This is a genomic window from Gloeocapsopsis sp. IPPAS B-1203, from assembly GCF_002749975.1.
Classification (GTDB): domain Bacteria; phylum Cyanobacteriota; class Cyanobacteriia; order Cyanobacteriales; family Chroococcidiopsidaceae; genus Gloeocapsopsis.
In genome coordinates this window covers 302077-327185 of the sequence record NZ_PEIG01000003.1, presented here as the reverse complement: position 1 = coordinate 327185, position 25109 = coordinate 302077, and the positions used below count along the sequence as shown (strand labels likewise).

Sequence of the window (25109 nt, the reverse complement as noted above, 5' to 3'; positions counted from 1 at the left end):
ATGTCACCAATCAATCGAATAGTTAACACTAATCGTACGACCTCGTGCAGCAACGTTTCCAGGTTCAAAATATCCACCATCAACCTGATTCAAGAAAGGTGCGTATTGTCGATTGAGGAGATTTTCAACGCTAAATGATAGTCTACCTCCAAGTAGTGGGATACTGCTAATCAAGTCAAGTGTTGTGTAACCTGTCACGGGAACCGGATCGACACCATCATCAAAAGCCGCACTGCGATCGCCAACATAAAGTAATTGCAAACGATTCCGCCAGCCAAAATCAGTTTCGTGTTGTACGTAAGCCGTTAACTTCGGTGGAAAAACCGTAAATCCATCAATCGCTAAGTAATCGCCATCTTCATTTTCAAATTCACCTCGAAGTAACGTTACACTTCCACCTAACGCCAAATTATTGATAGGTTGCCAATCTACAGTTCCTTCTAACCCGATAAACCGTTGCGGTTGACGCGCAATGCGAGTACCTAAGGGAGATTCTTCAAATCCGATCCCGAGTTCTGACTCGTTGTAGAAACCCGCAAGTGAAGCTTGGATATTCGCCCAATTTCCCCGCACTCCAATTTCATAACTATTTACCAGTTGCGGACTAATGACATCAAAATCATCCGTAACTGAGGTGAAATCTTCGGGTGGATCGCGCAAAATTGTGCCAAAAGTTGGCGCGGAAAAGCCTTGTGCAAAGCTGGCAAACACGCTGAGATTTTCAGTTAAATTATACGTTGCGCCAATGTTAAACAAAACGTCATCAAAGCTAACATCTCCACCAGCGATCGCCCGATCTGGAGTCAACCCAAACCCAACCGTTGTGTAATCATCCACACTTAAGGCAAAGCGTTCGTAACGTATTCCACCACTAAGACGCAAAGCGTCAGTCAAATTCCACTGTGCTTGAGCAAATAAGCCAAGGTTGGTAAAATTATGCGGTGGCATATAGCTTCGCGTACCAATTGCTTGAAAGACTCGACGGTTTGTCGCATCATACACTTCAGGATCGAAGAACGTAATTACCTGCGAGATATCTTCATCGAGGTAATCTGCACCCCATAACACGCTCAATGTTGAGGAAAAAGGTGTTTCTACCTGGAGTCTACCGCCAAATAACTCGCGTTCAATCGTACTTTGAAAAATTCCAGGATCGACAAAATCAAACGGTCTAAAGTCTTCAGGTGTAAATGATGCAGGACCATTGCGGTAAAATGCTTGTGCTTGGACGCGACTACCTAAAAGATTTGCGTGCGTATAGCTGACGTTAAAAACACTCGTGTGATTCCCTGCTTCATTACCGCCAATAACTTCAATTCCTGGAACTTCCAGCGCGCGGGCATACTGAATTCCTGGAATATCTTCGATAATAGGATCGCTAATAATGCGAAAGTTTTCGTTAGCTTCAAAGTAGCTAGCACTAAACTGCAAGCGTTGATCTTCGGTGAAATTCAAGCCGATTTTACCCAGTACACTTAACGTTTCTGCATCCGAATCTTGGGCAAATTGCGGAATGCGATCGCCTCGTGCATCAAAAAATCCACCAGTGTACGAACGCGAGAAGTCAAATACAAAATCGACAATGCCTTCATTACCCGCAAGCCCGTATTTAAAGAAGTTACCAAAACTGTCACCTAGTAAAAATGAATCGCCTCCACCCGCAGCAGCATTGACACCAACTTCGACAGTGCTTAAGATTTCTCCTTCTGGAGGTCGGCGGGTAATAATATTAATTACACCTCCAGTACCACCATCACCATAAGTTGCACTTGGTCCGCGTACAATTTCAACACGTTCAATCGAATCGGGATCGATACTTCTAAAATCTCGCGGTTGGTTTGTTAAGTTTGAACGCAGCGGTACGCCATCAATGAGAACCTGAACTTGTCTGCCTCGAAGGGTTTGATTTGTATTGTTGTTACTTTGCGTTGTCGGTGCTAACCCAGGAACGAGATTACCCAGAATATCTTGCAGGTTTCTTGACTGCGAAACAGTGACTTGTTGCTCGATTTGTTCGCGCTCTACCACTGTAACCGAACGCGGTACATCCTCTACGGCTTCTTCTGTGCGTGTTGCTGTGACGACAATCTGAATTGCTTCATCATCTTCAGTGACATCTGCTGCGGCACTGGAAGTCACAGTTAATATCAATTCTTGAGCAGATGCACTGACTTGTGCCGTCGGTGGTGCATTGACTCCTTCAATGGCAACTCGAATTTGATTATTCGGCAAATTTGTTACCGATAGCGATGCAATTTCTGCTGATGGATTGACAAATTGAGGTTCTTGTGGTTCTGGTAGATTCAGAACTGCATTTGGAATATCTGCAATTAAAGTATTACCAACAACAGACGTTATAGGTTGCGACAATTCCCCTGTGGTTTCTAAAACAATTTCTAGCCCTGTGTCTGTATCAAAGACACTTACGCCAGTGACTTGTACAGCAACATTTTGCGCGATGTCAGAATTTTGTGATTTCCTTGTTGTCGCAATCCATTCTGCAAGCGTTTTACTCGGTATTTCCTCTTGTGCTGTTACAGATGGAATCGCGATCGCCCACACTGTCCCTAATAGCATCAACCCAATCAATCGTTGCCTCATGTCACTCAATGCCCACGCTCAATATCACTTACCCTGTGATGCTCGTTGCAAACTCTTTGCAAGAAAGCTAAAGCAAACTATAAAGTTATTTGGGCGATCGCGTCTGCTACGCGACGGAATTTTTTAGTCACAAGCCGGAACAATTTTACTATTTACTCTCTCTTGCTCCCATACCCCCAACTAGCTACACTGGCAACTCAAAACCAGGTAAGATATCTTCACCAGAAAGAATCGTTGGCATTTGAACGACTTCTACAGCTTGGGAACGATAGATTTCTACTTGCTGAGCTTGAGGATTAATTAGCCAGCCTAAACGCAGACCATTTTCAATGTATTCCTGCATTTTCGCTTGAATCGGTTGCAGCCGATCTGTCTCGGAACGCTCTCTTGAAAAGGTGCTACAACGGGGGGAACCCCTACGGACACTTGCGCGTCTGTCGGTGAAGCCGCCCACCGCAGTGTCCTCCGCAACGCACTTTTCGCAGTTCGATTGCAAAATCGGGGACAAGTGGCGGACATTTTTTGCGTTGTTCAAGGGTTGAAGCTTCCCATCGTTCTAATTTTACCCAAGCTGCATCAGGAGAACGTTTTAGCACCGTTGGGCAGAATGAAAATCGTTGATGAACTAAAAACTTTGCCTAGTTTTGTTTGACGATTCCAATTATTCAAATCTGTAATCAAGTCGGCTTCTCGATTTCCACTTTCACCTCCCACAGGTGGCACAATAATTAATTCTCCTGCGGCACTCATTTCCAAGCTTAAATCCTGATTGGCAACACACAGTTGATAAAATTGCTCATCACTTAAATGTGCCATTGGTTCTAGATTGAGAACAACATTATTCATTGAATCTGTCTGTTAGTTTTTAGTTAGCTTTAGTTCTAAGTTTAGTGCGATCGCCCTTGTAAGGAACTTGCTACACTGTTTGATTTACTTCCAACCAATTCAGTAAATTCTCAATGGCTGTAAAATCTAATAAAGCTTCACCTAGTGCCTCTAACTGTTTTAGAGAAAGAGTTTGAATTCGCCCCTGAGGCTCTTGTGGTAACTCTCCTACCCGTTTTTTGAGTATTAGTGTGTGAAAACTGATTCAATTCTCTATCGACTGTTCAAAACATTTCCTGGCGTTTTCTTTGAATTACTCGGTCAATCGCCATTGGAAGCACAAGCCTATGAATTTTTGTCAGTAGAAGTCAAGCAAACAAATTTTCGGATTGACGGGGCATTTTTACCCAAACAACCAGATTTAGAACGTCCCATTCATTTCACTGAATTTCAGTTTCAACCAGATACCGGACTTTATTCCCGCCTCCTCACGGAAATTTTTATGTATCTGGATAAGACAGAAATACGCAACGATTGGCGAGGAACTGTGATTTGGATGAGTCGCCGCCTCGATCCTGGTATCCCGATACGCTATTGGGAGTTTTTTGAAAGTCAACGAGTGCAAGTCATTTACCTAGATGAGTTGAGGAATTTTGCTAATCAATCAATTGGTTTAGGAACTCTCACATTAGTAGTGGAACCACCAGAACAAGCCAGTGCAAAAGCGCGGAGTTTAATTGATAGAAGTAAACAAGTTCCTGATGAACAGGTCAGGAGAAAATTAGTAGAATTAATAGAGACAATCATTGTTTATAAGTTTCCTCACAAAAGTCAAGCGGAGATTCAAGCAATGTTAGGATTAGGCGATTTGAAACAAACCAGGGTTTACCAAGAAGGCTTGGAAGATGGAGAGCGTAAGGGGCGTGTTGAGGGTAAACTCGAAGGTAAACTTGAAGCAGTACCTCGGTTATTGAAGTTGGGGTTGACTTTAGAACAGGTAGCACAAGCACTAGAATTAGATGTTGCAGAAGTTAGAAAAGCTGCGCGTGTCCAATTTTGATCATGTCAATTTCACTAGACTAGTGACGTGATACTGCTTGACTTCCTCTAAAGTTGGGTTTGCTCCTGATTTCCAGGCTGTCATAACTGAGCCTTTCACCTCCACCCTGGCTTGATATGCACTGCTGATATTTCCATCGGCTGTGGTGTAATCAATGCGAACATCAGCCCATTCCTGATTAATTTCATCACTTGCTAAAACTTGACCTGCTTTGTGATATTCCAGCCATTTCCAACCTTCCTGCATCCAAATTTCTCGTTCGGCAATTTGTTCAAAAAAGGATAAACTAGCCCTACCTCGATAGTAGGAATACAGTTCTTTGACTGAACCATTACGTAGGATTAATAAATCTAAAATTTCTGGCTTTAAATGACCCCAATATTGTCCTTGGGGTAAATCAACTAAAGTAGGTGCAAACTCGTGTCCACCAAAATGACTACATCGCCAAAAACGCAAATTATTATTTGCAGTAGCGTATTCAGAACGCAATTTTTGATAAATTGGATAACCAAATCTACTACAAGCCACATCCACATTCCCGTGGTTGCAAACAAGTATTTCTCGAATGTGGTTTGTTTGTTGACGATATTGCTCAAAGTTTGGTAATTCTTCGGGATTTTTGAGTAAAGCTAATGCCAAAGAACCCAGTAAAGCATGAGGTACGATAAATTCATGTTTCTCAAATTGAGCAAAAAATTTAGCTGGTCGGCGATAGTAGAATACACGAGTATAATCTGGATGGGAGTATTCTTTATCTGGTGCGATCGCTAGTGGTCGAATTGCCCCACCATTTTCCCAAATAAATTTTAATGGGTCTAATACACCCTGTGGTATGGAGTTAGGTTCCATCCAAATGTTATCTGACCAAGGTTGTGCCGCTTCAATAATGAAGTATTGTTCGGCGTTGTTCGCTGAACCAATGGGATCTTCACCGTTAGCTTGAGAAATCTCGGAACAAAAACGGCAATTGTTGTGAGTCTTTTGGGTTGAGATATTCATGATTACTTCTAATACAGAAAACAGTAGGTATATTTTAAGTTTGCAACAGTTGAAGAATTTGATTGATAAATATTTCAGCTGAAATTGGTCCGCGAATACGACTGAGTTGATAATCCATAAAATGAATGTTTCCAGCTTGAACAGCGGGAATTAAACTCAGAATAGGATTGTTTTGCCACTCCTGTTTCGCATTATCAATGGTGTTATCACCAGCCGGCAAAAGTAAAATGTGATCGGTTTTCAGGTTTGCTATAGCTTCAATTGATGTTCTAGGTCTGTTGGCTGCTCCTAAAATAGTTTTAAAGCCTAAATCTTCTAACAACCTGGTAATAAAAGTGTCCGGAAAAATAAATGATTGCTTGGTAACACTTGACCAGCCTAGAACAATAATAGTTTGTCCTGATATCACTGGTGCTAATTGTTGTTTAGCAGTTTCTATAAGTTGATTATGGGATGCAATTACTTGTTGTGCTTGTTCTTCTTGGTTTAGTGCTGGTGCAATTGCCTTAATAGTGGTTTTCCAATCTGATTCTCCTTCATTTACAAAAAATGCTGTTGGTGCAATGCTGGAGAATAATTTGTATTTTTCCTTGATATGATACGCTTCACCTATAATTAAATCAGGTTGAAGTTGCACAAATGTTTCTAGCGAGGGATTATTGCGATCGCCTAAATTTACAGGTCGATTTGTTACTAAATGCCCTAGATAAGGAATCTGCTCACTAGGATTATCAAATACTTTTTTGTTGAGTAAATCCACTTCCGAATAACCTGCGGCTTGCACTCCTAAAGATAACAAAATATCTAATATGGGTGGACCAAATGCCACAATTTTTTCGGGTTGTCCGCAAATTTCTGTTTCTCCCCCGTCATGATTAATTACCCGACAATCTGAAGGTCTGCTTGTGAGTGTTTGATTGGTATTTAGTTGAGGTGTACTACTATTGCAGGCGACTACTAAAATTAGTGAACATATTGAAATTAGCAATAGTTTAAGATGTCTGAACCAATACTTCATTTATTTAACTGATATAAATTGATTTTTGGAGTATTGAGAAAGTGTAGCGTTTACTAGGTGCATGAGATACATATAAAAACCTCACCCCTAACCCCTCTCCTTAGTAAGGAGAGGGAAAGTTAAAAGTTAAAATTGAATCGTTTTGGGATTTTCTCATGTACTAAACGCCTTGGCGGTTGCTGTAAAGCATAGCTTGATCGGGGTGAGGTCAATCTAAAACTCCACTGACAGTGTTCCTCTCACCGTGAACGGCGCACCAGGATCAATGCGATTCCGACGCTGACCAGTACCTTCGATATAATCAACATTGAAAAGGTTATTAATATTAATGCCAGCCCGCCAGTTATTTCGTCGATAAAATATACTGGCATCAGTACGTACATAGCTAGGCACTTGAAAAGAGTTATTCAAATCACCTTGGCGTTCACCAACATAGAATAGACCCAAACCAAATCCTAAGCCTTGGAAATTACCTGTTTGAATCTCATAAGTTGACCACAAACTGGCTGAATTAAACGGCACACCATCAAGTAAATTACCTGGCTGTAGATTGTCATCTTTGGTAACTCTGGCATCGGTGTAAGCGTAGGACGCAATAATATTCCATCCTGGAAGAATTTGTCCTGTAACATCTAACTCCACACCCCGGCTTCTTTGCTCTCCTGATGGAATGGAGAAATTTGGATTATCAGGATCAGTGACTGCAAGATTACTCCTGGTAATTTCATAAGCAGCCAAGTTTGTAATCAAGCTACCGTTAAGAAACTCACCTCTAACTCCCACTTCATACTGCGTACCGCGCACTGGTTCAAGGAGCGAACCATCTGCACGATTTCCAAAGTTAGGTTGAAATGATCTACTGAAACTGGTATATAGAGAAATTGGCTCAATCGGTTGATAGACGATACCCACTCGCGGACTAAAGGCTTGATCTTGCCGTTCATCAGAAGGAGAGCTTTGATCGATATTGTCAAAGCGTCCACCTATCAACAGTTTTAAGTTTTCAGCTAGGGTAATTTGATCTTGCAGAAAAAAGCCAAGAGTATTTGTTTGAGACTCCAAAGGAAATACATCTGAAAATTCATCTCTACCAGGTCGGGGAGCGATTCCATGAACAGGATTAAAGATATTAATGCTAGGAGCGGGTTCAAAACGAGATTCTCCTCCTTCATTTACCCAAGATAAATCAACGCCAAATAGCAGAGTGTGCTGGATTGATCCTGTGGCAAAATTTCCCACTAAATTGGTTTGCAATTCATAATTTCGTTCTGTGGTTTCTGCCTCAGCAAACTCTCGATTTAGTTCTCCAGTGGCTTCATTCAGTCTGCCCGGCTCAATCCGACTATTTATATTATTAGAGAAAGAGTATCGAAACTGATTGCGAATTGTCCAGTCGTCATTGAAACGATGTTCTAATCGGTATCCCGTTGAAAAACTTGTAGCTTCCATGAAATCATCGGGTTCGCCCAAAATCCTATCAAAGGGAATATCAGCAATTCCCGTCCCAAGAGCGACTAGTCCCCGATCAAAAGGACGCTGACCATTTACGTATTCTAATTCAAGAATTAAGTCAGTGCGATCGCTAATTTTCCAGGTAACTACAGGCGAGATAAAAAATCGTTCAACTTCCGTATCAAAGTTCCGAAAATTTCCGCCTCTCTCATAAGCTGTATTCAACCGATAGAGCAACGTTCGCTCTGGATTTAAGGGACCTGAGAAATCAAGGGTTGGTCGCACTAAACCAAAACTTCCAACTTGCAATCCCGCAGCATAAAAATGCTCTGAAAGCGGTTGCTTTGTAACGTAGTTAATCACACCACCAGGATCTAAATTTCCGTAGAGTACAGAAGCCGGTCCCTTGAGAACTTCTATCCGTTCCAAATTTGCCGTTTCTGCAACAGAAAAACGGTTTCTAAAGCCATTGCGGAGAGTCCCACCGAATTGTTGAAAACCGCGAATGCTAAATACCTCAATGATACCACCTAATGTATTTCCCCTCTGCACACCACTGACGTTACGCAATGCTTCGGAGGCGCGAATCACCTGTTGGTCTTCTAACACCTGTTGGGGAACCACTTGAATTGATTGGGGAATATCACGCAGGGGTGTATCCATCCTGGTAGCAGTTGTGGCATTGGGTACACTGTATCCATCTTGCTGACCAGTTACCACCAATTCAATCGGCTGGTCTGGAGTTGATGGTTGTTCTGTTTGAGTTTCACCTTCCGGTTCTGCGGGTAATTGTGGAGTCTGGGCAGAAGATACAACTGGTGTGAAGCCAAAAATCAGACCTTCATCACTGTCAAATAACGTCACAGTAGGTAATCCCGCCTCACCTATCACTGTCACTCGGATAGTACTTTCATCCAAGTTTGTTACCGTTATTTCAGTAATTCCCTCAATTGGGTTTTCGGAACGGAATATGAACCCATCGCCACTAGGTAAACGCAGTTGAGCATTGGGAATATCAGCGATAAAGTTATTATCGGCACTACGATTGGTGATTTGTAACTGTTGTCCTTGAGTTGTTTGTAAAATTACCTCCACACCTTTATCTGTAGGAGTAGCTTCCACTCCTGTCACTTCCACCAGTGTCGGAGAATTAGGTACTTGAGAAAGCAATTCAGCTTGATTCACAAGACGTTCACGTAATTCTCTGCGCGTAATATTTTGCGAAACGCTTGATTTCGGCTGAACCACCTCAGCAGACGCAGATTGCACAATCAACGCAGATACAATACCTGTTAAGCAAATGGCATAAAGTCGATTCACAGTACTCACACTCAAACCACAGTTACATGACATCAGCAAGCAAATGACAAATAAAGTTTTCACCTGCTAGTTAAGAATAGTTTTCAACTATCTTGCAAATATCTTTATGGTTTTGTAGGTACTGAGTCTATCCCTTTACGGACTTTGTTTATCCCTAGAAGGACTATTTTTTATATAGTAAACTCATAGTCCACTCCTGCTAAATCACAAAATTGGCTAAGCTAAGGGATGTTCCCCAACCAGTTCAGTAAATCTTCAATAGCGGTAAAATCTAATAAAGCTTCACCCAAGGCTTCTAATTGCTCTACAGAAAGAGTTTGAATCTGCCCCCTAACCTCTTGTGGTAATTCTCCCACCCGTCTTTGTAGTTGCCGTAGCACCAAAGTTTGCTCACCTTCCTGTTTTCCTTCTTCCTTTCCCCGCTCGTAACCAATGCGCTCGCCTGTGGTAATGTAGCTCATAGTCCGCTCCTGCTCAAACTGCTTAAACTCTTGCCAAAACTCTGCTTCCAAGCCTTTTGGTAAAATCATAACCCAATCGATAAATCGATACAGGTTACGTATATCTGTTTCTGGCAATCCTAGTTCATATAAACGGCGAATCAAGCTAAATTTCCAAGTTTTCCGGTCTTTGAGCCTTTTACTTGTTTGCTGCATCTTCAAATGCGCCATGACTACAGTTGCAAAAGGATTATTGCTGGCTTCTAATTCTGTCCACCGATTTTGATAATCTAACAGCTTGACGATGCCAAATTCAAAGTTAAGTCTAGTATCAGGGTAACTATAGTTGTATTGATTTGGTCGCCATGTCGAATCAGCATCACACAAAATTGCTAAACTAATGGCTCCTTGAGCAAATCTATCAAAAATTCGCAAGTTGTAAGAAAACATTCTTTGTGCAAATGTGTCTTCGGCTTTGGCTTGAATTTCCACATGAATTAAGAGCCAAAGTTCTTGTCCTTGAATGTGCCAAACTTTGACTAATTTATCGGCATATCGTCTCCCAAGTTCAGCATCGCGAGCGATTTGTTGAAATTCCTTGTCCAGAAATGCGTGGGGACGTTGCCAATTAATTAAGGCGGCGGTTTGAGGAAAGAAAAATTGCATCGCTTGGGGAAAGTAGGCTTCTAGAATTTCTTTCCACGGACTATCGTTATCTGCTCTTGACAGTTCCTCACTCATGAATTAATGGGTAGATGGTATACCTAAGAAGGACTATTTTGATCGGTAAGCACTGGGATTTACCCCAAATTTTTTTCTAAAGGCAGCAGCAAAGTGACTCAAGTGAGAATAGCCCACAGCATGGGCAACTTGGGCAACAGTCAATTTTTGTTCTGCCAACATTTGTTTAGCTTGTTCCATGCGATAATTATGCAGGTAGCCAAAAACTGTAGTTCCAAATATCTGACGAAAACCTTGCTTCAGTTTCCGTTCATTAACAGCAACTTGACGTGCTAGTTCTAGCAATGTTGGCGGATGAAGCAAGTTGGTAATGAGAATATCTCTGGCATAATAGATGCGTTCTACATCATCTGGGGAAAGTTTGACCGTAGACAGCTTTACCTGACGATAATTGAGTTCTTGCGCTAGCCACAGTGCCACTATTTCCAGTGTCTTACTTTGCAAATAAATCTCTCGGATAAAATCTCGGTAAGGACAATTCAGAATTTGGTATAACACCGACTGCATTACAGGTGTAGTGGTTCGCAATTCGTAGTACGGTGCATTTTTAGCCCCAAAAAGAGGAAGTTGCTGATGCAAAGATAAGTATTGTGAGTGTTGACTAATCATCATTGCCCACATTTCAGGCGTGAGGTTGATGTCAACTTTCAGGTGGCGTTGATTACCAGCCCACTCTGTTCTACCTCCGCGTCCGACATCCGACAAGCACAAGAAGTTTTGACCACCTTGCATCACCTCACCTGTATATAATTTACGGTTTCCCGATAAACGAAACCCTATTTCCGGCCATCCCTCGCCGTCTGGTGACTCCAAGATAATATGGTTTAGGAATTCATTATTTTCAATATCTATAGAAATGCCATCCGGTAGAAAAGTTCGCTGCCAGTATCCTTTACCAATGGATTTAGAATAGTTCAAAATGATATCATTTTCAGATGGATGAGGCTGATTACTTTCGATAGCTGTCTCTTCAAACAATTCATCCATATCTTTGGTTGATAAGACACCAGTCATCTTTAGTTGCACGCACTTAAAGGGAATCTTTCTAACTAAGTTAGCAGCTATTAAAGAATCTTTCTCAAAATGAAGGTCAGCAGGCGCGTAGCAAAGGTTATTGATAACCCAAGTTCTTTCGTAAGATGTAGGCGATCGCTAAACCTAACTCAAGCATTGCACTAACTGTAGTGGCAAAAGCGATCGCCTAGCTACACTGGCAAATCAAAACCAGGTAAGACATCGTCTCCCGAAAGAATTGTAGGTATTTGAACGACTTCCACAGCTTGGGAACGATAAGATTTCTACTTGCTGAGCTTGAGGATTAATTAGCCAGCCTAAACGCAGACCATTTTCAATGTACTCTTGCATTTTCGCTTGAATCGGTTGCAGTCGATCTGTCTCGGAACGCTCTCTTGAAAAGGTGCTACAACGGGGGGAACCCCTACGGACACTTGCGCGTCTGTCGGTGAAGCCGCCCACCGCAGTGTCCTCCGCAACGCACTTTTCGCAGTTCGATTGCAAAATCGGGGACAAGTGGCGGACATTTTTTGCGTTGTTCAAGGGTTGAAGCTTCCCATCGTTCTAATTTTACCCAAGCTGCATCAGGAGAACGTTTTAGCACCGTTGGGCAGAATGAAAATCGTTGATGAACTAAAAACTTTGCCTAATTTTGTTTGACGATTCCAATTATTCAAATCTGTAATCAAGTCGGCTTCTCGATTTCCACTTTCTCCTCCAACTGGCGGCGCAATAATTAATTCTCCTGCGGCACTCATTTCCAAGCTTAAATCCTGATTGGCAACACACAGTTGATAAAATTGCTCATCACTTAAATGTGCAATTGGTTCTAGATTGAGGACAACACTAGTCATTGAATCTGTCTTGACGACTTCTAATATCATTATCTGCAATGGAGCGCGATCGCATCTTCTAAGCAAGGAACATTTCTAGTCACAAGCCGGAACATCACGCCGCAAGGAACTAGGATTGATTCCGAACTCACGACGAAATGCAGCAGCAAAATAGCCAGGATGCGAATAACCAACTGCACACGCTACTTCGGCAATACTCATTTTATTTTCTAATAAAAATTGCCGTGCTTGAATCATCCGGTGTTTTCGGAGATAACCAAATGCAGTTGTGCCAAATACCTGCCGAAATCCGCGTTTGAATGTACAATCGTTCATTCCAACCAATCGCGCTAAATCAATCAATGAAGGTGGATTCTCAACATTATTTAGCAATACATCTCTAGCATGGTAAAGGCGATCAACATCAGAAGATTTTAACTTAACAGCTTGGTTGCGATCGCTATGCTTCAATACATGGGCTGACTGTATAGCAATCAGTTCTAATGCTTTGGCTTGTAAATAAATTTGCTCAATTTCTCCGTGATACGGACAATTGAGAATTTGCTGTAATACCAGGTGAACTTCCGGAGTGACGATACCCAAATCGGTATAAAATCCATCGTCTGGATTTTCGAGTTGCTGTCTCAACTCTAGTGGAAGCAATTCCATCTGCATTGAACTGAGTGTTTGACTATCTTTCGGCGCAGTTAGATGTAGGTCTATCTTGAGAATTTGTCCTGGTAGCCATTCTCCCATAACTGTCCGAGAATTGGTTTGCTCAAACTGTAAAAAACTACCTGGATAGCTGAAACGACTCGTTTGCTGATGCGGCTTACCAACCAAATTGAATCCAAATTCAAGTTCAACTGCTGAGTAGGCGTAGGCAATCTCTTCGAGTAAAGGTTCTTCAAGTTGATAGTTGCGCACGAGTAAATGCAACCCGTGACCAAGATTTATTGATCGTTTATAAGCCGAACTAATATACTGAGAACACTTCACACTCAGCTCATAGCTGGTTGGATAAGAAGTTTTTAAATCTCGATCTGAGAGAATGAGAGGCATGACTTGATCGCCCTGAAGTGTTGCTGCACTTAATAAAATATATTCTCATTAATTATCTTCCATAACAACACTGTTTTGATTTTCAGACATAGAGGTACGCTATTAACATCAGCTATCACTTGAGCTAACAACACGACTCTCTATTCCCCACTACTCATCAGAAAATTTGAGATAGGATTAAAAAATAGCGTCAAAAAAGGTGGTTACTCCGGCTCAGATCGCCACAGAAGTCATAATTTTCCCCGACGAGAATTGGTGGAGTAATGAACTACCCTTGGAAAGCGATCGCCATCGAGAACAAATTGACTTACTCATTCGCTATCAATTGAGGAGATAGAAACGCTTTTGGCTTCATTTATGAGTGTCTGTGAGTGGATGCGTATTTACTACTTGTGGCGACCAAATTTGATTGATGAAGCAGATAATCACTTGATTGAGCTAGCCATCGCTGGCAATGCCAGGATTATTGTTACTCATAATACTAAGGACTTTAAGCAAGCAGAACTTTCTTTTCCCGAATTGTTGATTCTCAAACCAGACGAGATGATTAACTTTAATTAAGGAGACAGCACATGGCTACTTTAACAATTCGCTTACCCGACGACAAACACGAGCGATTGAAAGAATTGGCAAAAAGAAGAAATATGAGTGTTAACAAGCTGATTGAAGAACTCTCGACAATCGCGCTAGCTGAATTTGATGCCGAGACGAGATTTCGAGCTATGGCAACCAAGGGAAGTATATCAGCAGGACTTGCACTACTCGACCGACTCGATTCTCAGTTATCTAATTGATGATTTGAACAGAATCTCACTTTTAAAAACTGCTGTTACCGTACCTCATAAACTTGCAATCCGCTGTATTTGACTAATTTATTTGTCTTTGATAATCAATACTGACAATGAGTCGATAGTCATTACCTTTAATGTTAAAAAATGTAAAATTTTCTACTGAGTCTGCATTTGGCAAAAATTGCCGGACTTCAACTAGATATTTTCACTGTGCTACATTAGCAATTCTGTACCAGTCATCAAGGGGAATCTCAGCATCTGGATGAATATCAAAAAATTCCCGTAGTTTTTTATTGCTAATAACGTGCATGAAGAATGGAGAGAAATAAGTAATTTAATTAACAACAGTTTGACACCGGAAAGCAACTTAGGGAAATTTATGACACAGGCGATCGCTGCGAGAAAAGTTAAAGCTTCGTGCTTTGAAATAGTAGCAATACTTAAATCGTAGACTAAAATACAACACAATTTTCAAGGTCTTTGTAGTAAAGTTTGAATCTGCTCGATCATCAATTCAGCAGCGATTGGTCCGCGAATGCGCCCCCACAATTGATAATCAACAAAATATACTTGATTATTTTGACTTGCTTTGAGCGATCGCAAAATCAAATTTTGTTGCCAAATCTTTTCTACTTGCGACATTTCGTCAAACGTTGTCACGATGATCATATCGGCATCAAGTTGTGGCAGAACTTCGAGCGAGATTGTTACGTCTGCGCTAGGTATCAGTGCCTACCTGCTTGGGGATAACAAGCTCAAAACAGAGATCCTCAAGCAAAGCCCCTGGAAAAGTTTGATCGTTTAACACTCCAGTTGTGCCAAGTTTCGACATTCCTAAAAGCAGTAATTTTGAATTTTGAGTAATATTAGCAAGTTCAGCTTTGACCTGACCGATTCGTTGATTGTGTTCAGCAATGACTTGTTTAGCCCGTGGTTCGCGCTCAAACGCTTGACCTAGTTTGAGTAAAGTTTGCTGCCATTGATAATTGTCAAAATTCTTGAAAGGAAATAGCGTAGGTGCAATTTTATTGAGGTTATTGTACAACGATAAATCGCCCAACTCGCCTAAAATTAAATCGGGTTTGAGCCGCAAAATAGTTTCTAAAGATGGCTGATTGCGCGTTCCCATATAAATTGGATTACTGGTAATGCGATCGCCTAAATATTTAATTTGTGTCATTTGTTCGCCCAACTTAGGCGAACTAACAATCGCCGCCTCAACTTCGGCAAATCCTGCGGGTTGGATACCAAGCGACAGGATCAAATCAAGCATATGAGGATCAACCGCGACGACTTTTTGAGGTTGTCCGCAAATTTCAGTGTTACCCAAATCGTGTGCAATAACTTTACACGACTCAGCCGCGTTTCTGGTAGATAACAACACTACGCGGCGCATTAATCCTACAACCGGCGATCGCACTCAATCCCAAACGGATTTTTTTAACGACTAACCTGCAAAGATTTCTGTCAAATCAAGGACAAAGCCTGGTAATACTGCTTCTCCTGAAAGCGTTACAGGATTGTCTATGGTTTCTACAGGCTGATCAGCGCGATAAATTTCTACCAAACGCGCTTCAGGATCAATCAACCAACCAAGACGCAAGCCATTCGCTATATATTCGTGCATCTTTGCTTGAATCGTTCCTTTGTCATCTCCTGAAGAACGCAACTCTACAACAAAGTCAGGACAAATCGGTGCAAATCCGCGTCTTTGTGCCGCAGTTAAAGTCTCCCATCGTTTTAGCAAAATCCAAGCTGCATCTGGAGAGCGAGTCGCGCCATTTGGGAGTTTGAAACCTGTTGAAGAATCAAATGTTTTCCCAAGACGACTTTGATGGTTCCATGCCCAAAGCTGACCTGTTATGCTGGAATTTCGTCCTCCCGTCTCACTGCCAGTTGGTGACATGATGACTAATTCGCTACTCGCAGTACGCTCAAGTCGCAATTCTGGATTACTGCGGCAGATTTGTTCAAACTGTTCATCTGTCAACTCAATCGTAGGACGTAGGTTTAGTGTGAGAAATGACATCGCTATTGCGTGAGATAGCTACAATTAATTATCCCTAATCCAGACCTCGATTTACACCGTAAGACTTAGGGGTGACACCAAATCGCTTGCGAAATGCCGCCGCAAAACGACTCTGATTGACATATCCTACTGCCTGTGATATCTCTTTAACACTCATGCGATTTTCTAAAAGTAGCTGACGCGATCGCTCCATGCGAACCTCATGCAAATATCCAAAAGCTGTTGTTCCAAATACTTGCCGAAAACCAAGTTTGAGTTTGTAGTCATTCAAGCCGACTTGTCGTGCTAATTCAAGTAGCGATGGTGGACGATCTAAATTACACAATAAAATATCTCTCGCATGGTAAATTCGTTCAACGTCGTCAGGTTTGAGCAGCTGTGAACTTTCTAATCTTTGTTCTTCGTTAAGTTGTGCAAGTTTTAGCGCCACTAATTCTAAACACTTACTTGCAAGATAAATTTGTTTAGTACATCCTTGATAGGGGCAGTTTAACATCTGTTCTAATGCTAAACGCATTCCCACCTCAATCTTGTCAATGTTCCAAAAATGTTCGCGATTTGAACCTTCAATCGCCTTCATTAACTCTGGAGGAAATGACTTGAGATGATTAGGGATAAATCCAGATAAAGTATCAGGGGAGTCGAAACAAATATCTGGTTTGAGAATTCTCTCGCCTGCGTGTGTCGGGTAATCGTGACTTTCTTCATCAAAATAACCCCAAGACACAAAATTCTCTCCAGTCTGCTTACCCGAACGATTTCCTGAAAGGTGAAAACCAAACTCCCACTCTGTTCCACCTGACTTATTTGTGACGATCACATCCTCGCGTACCGAATAGTTGAAAATATTAAGCTCAATACCACGCAGTTGAAGTTTCCGAATATAACCTGTACCGAGGTAGTCGGGACATACTTCAATGCGATCGCAACCATCCACAGGATCGGGGTGCTGTGGCTTTAGGTTGCTTTCTTGCCACAGCGCTTGATAATCTGTGTGGGCGATCGTGATTGTCACAGTTTATGGTCAGTAAGTGGGTAATTGGTAATTGGTAGGAACATTGAGCCACTCCCCGTTATCCAACCTCAACAAGTGTCATATTCAATTACATCCACACATTTAACAGCAATACTAAATGCAACTTATTCTCATGTATTTCCAGGCAACAGTCAAGTAGCTTTTTAGATACCTCTTTATGTGGGAATCACAACGCTTTCTAAGCCCTCAGCAGCGGCGGGATATTGCGGATTCATCGCTTCAAGTGTATCTGCGATCGCCCTAGCAATCACCAAATTACGATACCACTTTTTATTTGATGGCACGACGTACCAAGGCGCATAAGCCGTCGAACAGTTATTAATTGCATCTTCGTAAGCTTGTTGATACTTATCCCACAACTTGCGCTCATTGACATCATTAATCGAAAACTTCCAGCGCTTATCAGGATCTTCCAAGCGGCTTTCTAATCTCCGCTGTTGTTCGTCTTTGGAAATATGTAAGAAGAATTTAATGACAACAATGTTATCCAACGTTAGCATTTGCTCGAACTCGTTAATAACGCGATAGCGCTGACGCCATACTTGTTCAGACACTAAATCTTTCACTCGCACAATTAGCACATCTTCGTAGTGCGATCGGTTGAAAATAGTAATCATTCCTCGACGTGGTGCGCGGCGGTGATAGCGCCACAAAAAGTCATGACTCAGTTCTTCGTCGGTAGGCTTCTTAAATGACCAAACTTGACAACCTTGCGGATTGATTCCACGAAAAACGTGCTTGATTGTGCCATCCTTTCCACCTGTATCCATTGCTTGCAACACAATCAACACACTACGCTCATTTTCAGCGTACAAGCGTTCTTGTAATACTGCTAGCCGCTTTCTTTGAATTTCTAGCTCTTTTTCAACATCTTTCTTTTTTTTGTAGTGTTCGCAAGCATCGGAGTTAATATCAGCAAGTTTAATAGGTTCATCTGGGCTGACTCGATATCGAGGATAATCCGGTTTAGGCGGCGGTTCATTAACAACGAGTGTCTCTGGTGATACCACATCAGCAACGCTACTTGCTTTTTGTTCCACAGCTTGAGTTGTTTCTTGCTCCTCAGCTTCAGTCACATCTGTCGGAGTAAAATTATTTGTGCGATCGCTATCTGGATTCATACGCTTTCGTAGCCTGATTGTAATCTAAACTACTTTTCTTGATATTAGTTCAGCTACACACATCCGCGTTTCTATCACAAGATAGACGATATCGTTAAAGCAAGAATTGCAACCGTCAAGCCACCCTTGTCTAATTACTTATCTTTCTTAACCATGTTTTGGAGACAACTAAGACTTAAAATACTACCATTGTGTGCATTACTGTATTGCACAGTTTTGGTCAGTTGCACAACACTCGCAGCTACTCCAGTTGTAGATAGCAGTCAGAATTATCAGTATCACACCATACATAGCCCTGACGGTATTGGTAAATTTTACCAAGGGCGTGAAATTGCCAAAGTGATGGGACATACAGAAGTACTATGGCTAGAACGTCCAAGTAGAGAAACAGAAGAACAACCACAAAAGGTATTAGACACGCTTGATTTGCAATCCACAGATGTTGTAGCAGATATTGGTGCAGGGACAGGTTACTTTAGCTTTCGGATGGCTCAAAAGTTACCTAATGGAAAAGTATTGGCAGTGGATATTCAACCTGAAATGTTGGATATTATTGAATTTCTGAAAAAAGATACAGGAATTACTAACGTTGAGACAATCTTAGGTAATATTAATAACTCTAACTTATCTGACAATAGTATTGATTTAGCTCTAATGGTAGATGCTTATCATGAATTTTCTCATCCATATGAAGTAATGCAAGCTATTACAAAAGCTCTCAAACCTGGAGGAAGAGTTGTAATAGTTGAATACTGCAAAGAAAATCCTTTTATCCCAATTAAGGGATTACACAAAATGAGCCAAAATCAAGTAAAAAAAGAAATGGCAATAGTAGGACTGCAATGGCAAAACACTGATGAATCTCTACCAAATCAACACATTATAACTTTTGCTAAAACCGTATCTCAAGAGCCTATTAACAAAAACAAATCGAGTAATTAGGTAATAGATAATATTAAACTACACCAATTACCAATTACCAGTTACCAAATTACTATGAAAGCTAGATGGATAATACTGGCTGTTTCAGTAGCCATTTTTTTTGGAGGAAATCTACTGACTTCCCTGCGCGATCCTTGGTTTCAAAACTTAACTCGCCCTGGATGGTTAACGTTTGAATCATTAATTCCCCTAATTTGGGCAGTTGTTTGGATTTGCGGCACAATTTCGGCAATTTTAGTCTGGGAAAAATCTCGTCGTCAAAGACGCGATCGCCCGTGGTTCTTCATGGGCTTGTATATTGCGATCGCACTTTTGACAACTCTCTACAGCCCTGTTGTTGTCGAACTACGTAGCCTCGTTGGCGGGCTGATTTTCGGCGGATTAGCAACGATATTAGCTTATGTTGTAGCGATTTCTGTCCGTAAGATATCAACAACAGCATCTTGGTTACTCCTACCATACATGCTTTGGGGACCAATCGGCACGTATCTCACTTGGGTACTAATTCAGCTTAATCCTGGTGTTGGAGGAGTCTAGTTGCTATTTAATTTGTTAACATTTATGAAAGATAAGTCGATAAATGTAACAATAAATATAGATTTTTAACACGTAGGTACTTCTATGAAAGACAAAAACTATTCCTTCAAAGGCAGCCCCAACGCGGGATTAGTCCTGTCAATCTTGGCAGTCATTGGTGCGATCGCTGTATTCTTAGTCGGATTTAGTGGCTAGTTGAATTTGTTAGGGTTCGGAGGCCAGCAAATTTCCAATGAATCTACTTTTGTATGCGTAGAAACCCTAGAAATTGATGCCTTAATGCAGCTAAAAATCGCAAATACTGGGGTGAAATATTGAAGTTGCGACTTAACTAGCGTGAGATAAGACTCGTTGTAGTGCTTGGCACATAACTTGTCTTTGTTCAGTATCGTAACCCCAGCGATTGAGAAAGTCTTGATAGCGCCCTTCTCCAGTTGTGGCAGTATCGAATAAATCCTGAGCGTGTTGATAGACAGCGGTAAGATTGACTAATTGAATTAACTTTTGCGTACGCTGTTGAACTCGTAACGAACCTTGTGCCATTTCTTCAGCGTCATGGCGGCGGTGATAAACAGCTTGGGCTGCTGACATTGCGACATTTTTGATTAATAATTCTGCAACAGTTTCAGGATGCGACCGCAAAGCTTCGACAACAGAATTTGTTAAGCGATCGTCCTCTGGTAAATCAGACGTTAAATAAGTCACAAAAAAGCCTCTAGCACCGTTTTGTGTTCTCACCAAATTAGAGACAACCACTTTGACTTCAGATTCTGGCAACTGCCCAGATATAGCTTGATCTAGCAATAACTGAGTCACATCAATCGCTTGTTTAAAAGAAATCTCCGCTGAAACTTCTAAATCTTCATTCATCTTTCACACGACAAAAGGTCATTAAGTACCCTGTCATTCTAATAATCATTTGTTCTGCATAACCTTTGCGCCTTTGTGGTTCCACTATGTCATCACCACCTTAATCTTGCCTAGTTGATCATTCTTCACTAATCAACTTTCTGCACCGCCTCAATCGCCGCCTCAAGCGCGATCGCTACATGAGTCCAATGCGTCCCCCCTTGACAAAAAACAACATATGGCTCTCTTAACGGACCATCCGCCGAAAATTCCGATGTACTGCCATCAATAAACGTCCCACCCGCCATTACTAACTGACTTTCATAACCATGCATCGCTGCGGGAACCGGATCGAGATAAGAACCCACAGGTGAATTTTGTTGAATCGCCCGACAAAACGCAATTAACTTTTGTGGCGAACCTAACTTAATCGCCTGAATCACATCGCGGCGGGGTGCAAACGGTGCAGGATTCACAGGATACCCCAACTGATCGAAGACATACGCCGTCAGATGATTACCTTTCATCGCTTCTCCCACCATTTGCGGCGCAAGAAACAACCCTTGATACAACAGACGATTTTGATCGAAAGTCGCCCCCCCAGCACTACCAATTCCTGGTGCAGTTAAACGACAAGCCGCCGCTTCTACCAATTCTGCTTTCCCTGCAACATAACCGCCAGCAGTGACAATTGTCCCCCCAGGATTTTTGATTAACGAACCTGCAATTAAATCCGCACCAACAGCCGTTGGTTCGCGGTCTTCGATAAATTCACCGTAGCAGTTATCGACAAAACACACTGTTTCAGGATTTTGCTGTTTCACAATGCGGATAATTTTTTCGATTTCGGTAATTTCTAAACTCGCACGCCAAGAATAACCACAAGATCGCTGAATTAGCACCAAACGGGTATCATTTTTAATAGCATTTTCTAACTTGAACCAATCGACAGTTCCCTCGTCGGTTAGAGATAATTCACGGTAGCGAATGCCAAACTCAAAAAGGGAACCTTGACCAGGAGAACGTAATCCAATCACTTCTTCTAATGTGTCGTAAGGGGAACCCACAACGGCTAACATTTCGTCACCAGGACGGAGGACACCATATAACGCACACGCGATCGCATGAGTCCCTGAAACAAATTGCACCCGTACTGCTGCAGCTTCGGCTTGCACGACTTCTGCAAAAACACGATCTAAAACATCACGTCCTAAGTCGTCATGACCATAACCACTAACAGAAGTAAAATGGTGTGTTCCCACACGCTGATTGCGAAATGCCCTCAACACGCGTTGTAAATTTTGCTTGACTGCAGTGTCAATTCCAGAAAAAATCGGAGATAGTGCCTGTTCGGCTGCTTGTAGCTGTTCAGAGCTATTCATCAACACCTCATTATTTATTCTACGCGGTGTTTATTATTGCCGAGATTGAGCTGATTTATACGAGATAATTGCATGACCATTGCCACCTCTACTAAACCTCCTCTAAATTGGGCGTTTATTCTCTTTATCGCCTTTGTTCACATTGGTGCTGCGTTTGCCCTACTGCCTAGCAATTTTAGTTGGAGTGCTGTAGGTTTAGCTTTATTACTCCACTGGATAACAGGCGGATTAGGAATTACGCTAGGATTCCATCGCTTAGTCACCCACCGCAGTTTTCAAACCCCCAAGTGGTTAGAGTATTTCTTTGTTTTCTGCGGTACACTTGCCTGCCAAGGAGGGGTATTAGACTGGGTAGGACTACATCGTCTACATCATTTGTACTCGGATCAAGAACCAGATCCCCATGATTCCAACCAAGGTTTCTGGTGGAGTCACATGGGTTGGATGTTGTTCCACCCACCTATTCAATCCGAAGTTCCCCGCTATATTAAAGACATTGCAGATGACCCAGTGTACAATTTCTTCGATAAGTATTTTATTCCTATCCAATTTGCTTTAGGACTTTTACTATACTCTATCGGCGGTTGGTCTTTCGTTGTTTGGGGAATTTTTGTCCGCCTTGTTTTAGTTTGGCACTGCACCTGGTTTGTTAATAGCGCTAGCCATATTTTTGGTTACAGTACTTATGAATCAAACGATAACTCAAAAAATTGCTGGTGGGTCGCTTTAGTTACCTACGGCGAAGGTTGGCACAACAATCATCATGCATTTCAATACTCTGCCCGTCACGGCTTACAGTGGTGGGAAATTGATATGACTTGGATGACGATTCAATTACTGCAAACCTTAGGTCTTGCAACTAAAGTTAAGCTTGCTGCTAGAGAATCATTGAACTAGAGTTCAGTCGGAGGACGCTGGCGCAGACGTTCAGTTCAGAGCTAAGCTAAGTTGAGACAGGCGATCGCTGTTTGATTTCCAGCCCCAAGATTCATTGGTGAAAAACTGGCAAAATCATTTGAAGACGTCGCAGCTATTAGAGTGGAACTCTTCATTAATTGCATTCATTGAGTTTCCTTGAACCACAGTTGTGCGCCAACGTCCCCCTTAATCTCCAATACATCCCCTGACTTTTTCTGATCCCCGTACTGTTAATTTTCTTATCTCATCGAAGATTGCCGATCCCTTAACGATAGATTAAGAAACATAGGGATTTGGAGAATAATTTTATGGCAACCCGTAATAGAGTATGGCAACAGATGACAGAACATTCAGCCAGTTGGGGTTCTTTACTACTGCTCATCTGTGGATTGGGGATCACAATATTTATGATGGTGATGTACTCTCAACAACCATTACCTTAGGAAACCTAATTAGAATTTTCCGTTTCCTTGAACAATGTGTTTCACTGTTGTTAACGTTTCCAAGCTAATAAACCCTCGTCTTTGTCCTCGCTGATTGGACATACCTAAAAAAACAGCATCACCTTGGGCTGGATTACGTGAAAAGCGTGGAGAAGCATTAATGTATGTTGAAGCACTATTCACTCCTAGGGCAAAGTGACGGCTTTCCTGATATGACTCAGTAACTATACAATCAGCATGACCGCTGCTATGTCGATTGATCCACGCGATCGCTTCTTCTAAATGATCGACTACTTTGAATGCGACTGTTCGATCTAAATAAGGACTTGCCCACTCAGATTCAGCAGCAAGCTGTAATTCGGGAAATGCTGCTACTAATTCTGTGTCTCCTTTAATCTGAAAGCCCTTTTCTTGTAAATTACTCCAGAGGCTTACTAAAGACGAAGGCTTACTTGCGCGGTGAATAAGTACCTTCTCGATAGCATTGACAGGATCGGGTTCGCTTTGATGACTGTCTAAAATAATCGTGCGTGCCATATCAAGACTTCCTGAACCTGACCAGTAAAGATAACAATTTCCCATTGCTGAGCGCAATACTGGTGCTGTTGCTACTTTGGCAACTTGTTGTACTAAGCTAGGGCGCCCATAAGGAATGACTAAGTTTAAGTACTGATCCTGTGTCACTAAATCTCGAACAATACCGCCACGATCTACTGATAATAAATTTAAGCATCCTGGCGATATGCCGGCTTCTTCAAGGGCTAGCTGTAAAGCATTTACGATTGCCATATTAGAATTACTTGCTTCGCTACCGCCTTTCAAAATTAAGCTATTACCCGTTTTAATACATAATCCCGCCGCGATCGCAGCTAACTCAGGAAATGCTTCATAGATGAGTGCAATGACTCCTAATGGCATTAGCTGGCAATACGTTTGCGAGTCTGGTAATTGATAATCAGCATTTCTTACCCGCCGAATTGGATCGGATAGTGCAGCAAGCCTTTCTAAAATTTCCACTGTAGCTTGTAAGCGCTTTGGTGTCAGTTTTAGCCAATCCAAGATGAGATCGGGAACTGCCATTTCGCGGCTAGCTTCCAAATCTAGAGTATTTGCTTCTAATATGTCGTTAAATGAATGCTCTAGCGCTTTTGCCATTGCCAGCACAGCACTACTTCGTTCGGTTCCCTTCGTGACGCCCAGCCTTAGGGAAGCTTGATAAGCATGATTGGCGACTGCAACCGCATCAGGGGTGTCAAAAGCATCAACTGTCATTTAATTAACGTCTATAAGTAAGCCATACCATTAATGCTGGTAATACAGCTAATAGTACTGCTACCATTGCCCAAAGGAGAATATTTGTGTTTGTATTATCGGATCTTAGTGCCAAAGGCAACCACACAATCAGTAATACTAAAATAATTCCCAATGCTATGGGTAGATACGTTTGTCCAAGACGCGGCTGGGCAACAACCCAACGACCTCCCATCCAACGCCATGAACGTTTGTACGGATAGGTTGTAGAAAGTTGTTCTAACAAATAACCTTTGTCTTCTACAACAAATAACTGCTGACAGCGATCGCAACCAAATGCTTCTGTTAGCATAATCGGTACTAGATGACCGCGTCTACGACACGGGCATGGATAGTTTGAACTCAGATCGATTTTTTTTCCCTTTTGAGCTTGCACAACAACTAG

General features: G+C 41.9%; 24 protein-coding genes and 5 pseudogenes. 9 read left to right on the top strand and 20 right to left on the bottom strand.

The features are described from left to right. Positions 1 to 3: 3 nt before the first annotated feature. Entirely contained in the window at positions 4 to 2601 is a 2598-nt protein-coding gene (locus CSQ79_RS07460; RefSeq protein ID WP_099700541.1) for a TonB-dependent receptor domain-containing protein, read from the bottom strand. On the opposite strand from CSQ79_RS07460, the gene CSQ79_RS27505 reads away from it, so the two are divergent. Beyond that, entirely contained in the window at positions 2600 to 2728 is a 129-nt protein-coding gene (locus tag CSQ79_RS27505) for a hypothetical protein (protein WP_289500786.1), read from the top strand. The genes CSQ79_RS07460 and CSQ79_RS27505 overlap by 2 nt on opposite strands. Before the next feature lie 57 nt (positions 2729 to 2785). On the opposite strand, the pseudogene CSQ79_RS07455 reads toward CSQ79_RS27505, so the two are convergent. Further along, positions 2786 to 3447, bottom strand: a pseudogene (locus tag CSQ79_RS07455) (Uma2 family endonuclease). 70 nt (positions 3448 to 3517) lie between these two features. Beyond that, positions 3518 to 3673, bottom strand: a pseudogene (locus tag CSQ79_RS07450) (DUF4351 domain-containing protein); the annotation flags it as partial. Between the two features lie 6 nt (positions 3674 to 3679). Between CSQ79_RS07450 and CSQ79_RS07445 the strand changes: the two are divergent. Continuing rightward, the gene (locus CSQ79_RS07445) at positions 3680 to 4486 is read left to right on the top strand and encodes an Rpn family recombination-promoting nuclease/putative transposase (protein ID WP_099700540.1); all 807 of its coding nucleotides are present in this window, start codon (positions 3680 to 3682) and stop codon (positions 4484 to 4486) included. Here the strand turns inward: CSQ79_RS07445 and CSQ79_RS07440 are convergent, their stop codons facing one another. The 7 genes and pseudogenes from CSQ79_RS07440 to CSQ79_RS07410 form a co-directional block, all read right to left on the bottom strand. Continuing rightward, on the bottom strand, positions 4487 to 5485 hold the full coding sequence (locus CSQ79_RS07440) for a ferredoxin family protein (protein ID WP_099700539.1): 999 nt from the start codon (positions 5483 to 5485) through the stop codon (positions 4487 to 4489). Between the two features lie 34 nt (positions 5486 to 5519). Beyond that, complete coding sequence (locus CSQ79_RS07435) at positions 5520 to 6314, bottom strand: iron-siderophore ABC transporter substrate-binding protein (RefSeq protein ID WP_289500783.1); 795 nt, start codon at positions 6312 to 6314, stop codon at positions 5520 to 5522. Positions 6315 to 6716: 402 nt separating this feature from the next. After that, complete coding sequence (locus CSQ79_RS07430; RefSeq protein ID WP_099700537.1) at positions 6717 to 9308, bottom strand: TonB-dependent receptor; 2592 nt, start codon at positions 9306 to 9308, stop codon at positions 6717 to 6719. A 188-nt stretch (positions 9309 to 9496) separates the two neighbouring features. After that, the gene (locus tag CSQ79_RS07425; RefSeq protein WP_099700536.1) at positions 9497 to 10456 is read right to left on the bottom strand and encodes a DUF4351 domain-containing protein; all 960 of its coding nucleotides are present in this window, start codon (positions 10454 to 10456) and stop codon (positions 9497 to 9499) included. A 33-nt stretch (positions 10457 to 10489) separates the two neighbouring features. Beyond that, the gene (locus tag CSQ79_RS07420) at positions 10490 to 11470 is read right to left on the bottom strand and encodes a helix-turn-helix transcriptional regulator (RefSeq protein ID WP_099700535.1); all 981 of its coding nucleotides are present in this window, start codon (positions 11468 to 11470) and stop codon (positions 10490 to 10492) included. 191 nt (positions 11471 to 11661) lie between these two features. Continuing rightward, positions 11662 to 12324 (bottom strand): annotated as a pseudogene (locus CSQ79_RS07415) (Uma2 family endonuclease). Positions 12325 to 12399: 75 nt separating this feature from the next. Beyond that, positions 12400 to 13365: a helix-turn-helix transcriptional regulator gene (locus CSQ79_RS07410; protein WP_099700534.1), complete on the bottom strand. Its 966-nt coding sequence runs from the start codon at positions 13363 to 13365 to the stop codon at positions 12400 to 12402. Between the two features lie 199 nt (positions 13366 to 13564). Between CSQ79_RS07410 and CSQ79_RS07405 the strand changes: the two genes are divergently transcribed. The 3 genes and pseudogenes from CSQ79_RS07405 to CSQ79_RS07395 all read left to right on the top strand — a co-directional run bounded on the left by CSQ79_RS07405 (position 13565) and on the right by CSQ79_RS07395 (position 14159). Next, positions 13565 to 13702 (top strand): hypothetical protein, encoded by a 138-nt coding sequence (locus tag CSQ79_RS07405; RefSeq protein WP_289500778.1) that lies wholly within the window; start codon positions 13565 to 13567, stop codon positions 13700 to 13702. After that, positions 13684 to 13926: pseudogene (locus CSQ79_RS07400) on the top strand (PIN domain-containing protein); the annotation flags it as partial. The gene CSQ79_RS07405 and the pseudogene CSQ79_RS07400, both read left to right, overlap by 19 nt. A gap of 11 nt (positions 13927 to 13937) precedes the next feature. After that, a complete protein-coding gene (locus tag CSQ79_RS07395; RefSeq protein ID WP_099700533.1) occupies positions 13938 to 14159 on the top strand; it encodes a ribbon-helix-helix protein, CopG family in 222 nt (73 codons plus the stop codon). 73 nt (positions 14160 to 14232) lie between these two features. Here the strand turns inward: CSQ79_RS07395 and CSQ79_RS27500 are convergent. The 6 genes and pseudogenes from CSQ79_RS27500 to CSQ79_RS07365 all read right to left on the bottom strand — a co-directional run. After that, positions 14233 to 14343, bottom strand: a pseudogene (locus CSQ79_RS27500) (type II toxin-antitoxin system HigB family toxin); the annotation flags it as partial. A 284-nt stretch (positions 14344 to 14627) separates the two neighbouring features. Next, on the bottom strand, positions 14628 to 14816 hold the full coding sequence (locus tag CSQ79_RS07385; protein ID WP_289500775.1) for a hypothetical protein: 189 nt from the start codon (positions 14814 to 14816) through the stop codon (positions 14628 to 14630). A gap of 58 nt (positions 14817 to 14874) precedes the next feature. Next, positions 14875 to 15576, bottom strand: a complete 702-nt coding sequence (locus CSQ79_RS07380; protein WP_143755436.1) for an ABC transporter substrate-binding protein — start codon at positions 15574 to 15576, stop codon at positions 14875 to 14877. A gap of 27 nt (positions 15577 to 15603) precedes the next feature. Next, on the bottom strand, positions 15604 to 16185 hold the full coding sequence (locus tag CSQ79_RS07375; protein ID WP_099700530.1) for a Uma2 family endonuclease: 582 nt from the start codon (positions 16183 to 16185) through the stop codon (positions 15604 to 15606). Between the two features lie 34 nt (positions 16186 to 16219). Continuing rightward, positions 16220 to 17200, bottom strand: a complete 981-nt coding sequence (locus tag CSQ79_RS07370) for a helix-turn-helix transcriptional regulator (protein WP_099700529.1) — start codon at positions 17198 to 17200, stop codon at positions 16220 to 16222. 176 nt (positions 17201 to 17376) lie between these two features. After that, positions 17377 to 18342 carry a polyphosphate kinase 2 family protein gene (locus tag CSQ79_RS07365; RefSeq protein WP_099700528.1) on the bottom strand — a complete coding sequence of 322 codons (966 nt, stop codon included), beginning with the start codon at positions 18340 to 18342 and terminating at the stop codon, positions 17377 to 17379. A gap of 153 nt (positions 18343 to 18495) precedes the next feature. On the opposite strand from CSQ79_RS07365, the gene CSQ79_RS07360 reads away from it, so the two are divergent. Together CSQ79_RS07360 and CSQ79_RS07355 are read left to right on the top strand one after the other, a co-directional pair. Then, positions 18496 to 19284 (top strand): class I SAM-dependent methyltransferase, encoded by a 789-nt coding sequence (locus CSQ79_RS07360; RefSeq protein WP_099700527.1) that lies wholly within the window; start codon positions 18496 to 18498, stop codon positions 19282 to 19284. Positions 19285 to 19338: 54 nt separating this feature from the next. After that, positions 19339 to 19821: a TspO/MBR family protein gene (locus tag CSQ79_RS07355; RefSeq protein WP_041918760.1), complete on the top strand. Its 483-nt coding sequence runs from the start codon at positions 19339 to 19341 to the stop codon at positions 19819 to 19821. A gap of 327 nt (positions 19822 to 20148) precedes the next feature. Here CSQ79_RS07355 and CSQ79_RS07350 read toward each other — a convergent pair whose 3' ends face one another. Further along, positions 20149 to 20691, bottom strand: coding sequence for a sll1618 family protein (locus CSQ79_RS07350; RefSeq protein ID WP_099700526.1), 543 nt, complete (start codon positions 20689 to 20691; stop codon positions 20149 to 20151). Between the two features lie 128 nt (positions 20692 to 20819). After that, the gene (locus CSQ79_RS07345) at positions 20820 to 22052 is read right to left on the bottom strand and encodes a methionine gamma-lyase family protein (RefSeq protein WP_099700525.1); all 1233 of its coding nucleotides are present in this window, start codon (positions 22050 to 22052) and stop codon (positions 20820 to 20822) included. Between the two features lie 72 nt (positions 22053 to 22124). Between CSQ79_RS07345 and CSQ79_RS07340 the strand changes: the two genes are divergently transcribed. After that, complete coding sequence (locus CSQ79_RS07340) at positions 22125 to 22949, top strand: acyl-CoA desaturase (RefSeq protein WP_099700524.1); 825 nt, start codon at positions 22125 to 22127, stop codon at positions 22947 to 22949. 329 nt (positions 22950 to 23278) lie between these two features. Then, positions 23279 to 23413, top strand: coding sequence for a hypothetical protein (locus CSQ79_RS27495; protein ID WP_289500772.1), 135 nt, complete (start codon positions 23279 to 23281; stop codon positions 23411 to 23413). Between the two features lie 9 nt (positions 23414 to 23422). Here CSQ79_RS27495 and CSQ79_RS07335 read toward each other — a convergent pair whose 3' ends face one another. Further along, positions 23423 to 24685 carry a glutamate-5-semialdehyde dehydrogenase gene (locus CSQ79_RS07335; protein WP_099700523.1) on the bottom strand — a complete coding sequence of 421 codons (1263 nt, stop codon included), beginning with the start codon at positions 24683 to 24685 and terminating at the stop codon, positions 23423 to 23425. A gap of 4 nt (positions 24686 to 24689) precedes the next feature. Continuing rightward, a complete protein-coding gene (locus CSQ79_RS07330) occupies positions 24690 to 25100 on the bottom strand; it encodes a hypothetical protein (RefSeq protein WP_099700689.1) in 411 nt (136 codons plus the stop codon). Positions 25101 to 25109 lie beyond the last annotated feature (9 nt).